The following is a 374-nucleotide window of genomic DNA, read 5'->3' as shown; positions in this document are numbered from 1 at the left end:
CAGGATTCACGAGCGGCACGGCAAGGACAACGTGATCGCAGCCATCATTCACCGGGACGAAAAACCGCCGCACCTGTCGGCCTACTAGGTGCCAAAAGACCCCGATACAGGCCGCCTGAATTGCCGCCGGTTCCTCGGTGGTGCCAAGGCCATGAACGAGATGCAGACCGACTTTGCGCGAGTTGTGGGACGCCCTGTCGGACTGGAACGCGGCATCGAAGGAAGCAAGGCCACCCACACCAAGCTGAAAACCTACTACGGGGCGCTAGAACGGGACGCACCCGAGCACAAAAACCTGACCCCTGCTGACCTAGAACCGCAGGTGCTCAAGCAAAAACCTGACCCCTGCTGACCTAGAACCGCAGGTGCTCAAG

General features: G+C 60.2%; 1 pseudogene. It reads left to right on the top strand.

Annotated features, from left to right (window positions below):
- Positions 1-4: 4 nt before the first annotated feature.
- Positions 5-352, top strand: a pseudogene (locus tag KP705_RS19215) (plasmid recombination protein).
- Positions 353-374: the final 22 nt, after the last annotated feature.

This window comes from Gluconobacter sp. P1D12_c (assembly GCF_018812105.1).
In the GTDB taxonomy this organism is placed as follows: domain Bacteria; phylum Pseudomonadota; class Alphaproteobacteria; order Acetobacterales; family Acetobacteraceae; genus Gluconobacter; species Gluconobacter oxydans_A.
Note: the sequence above shows the minus strand (reverse complement) of the source record. Positions and strands in the feature narration are given on the sequence as shown.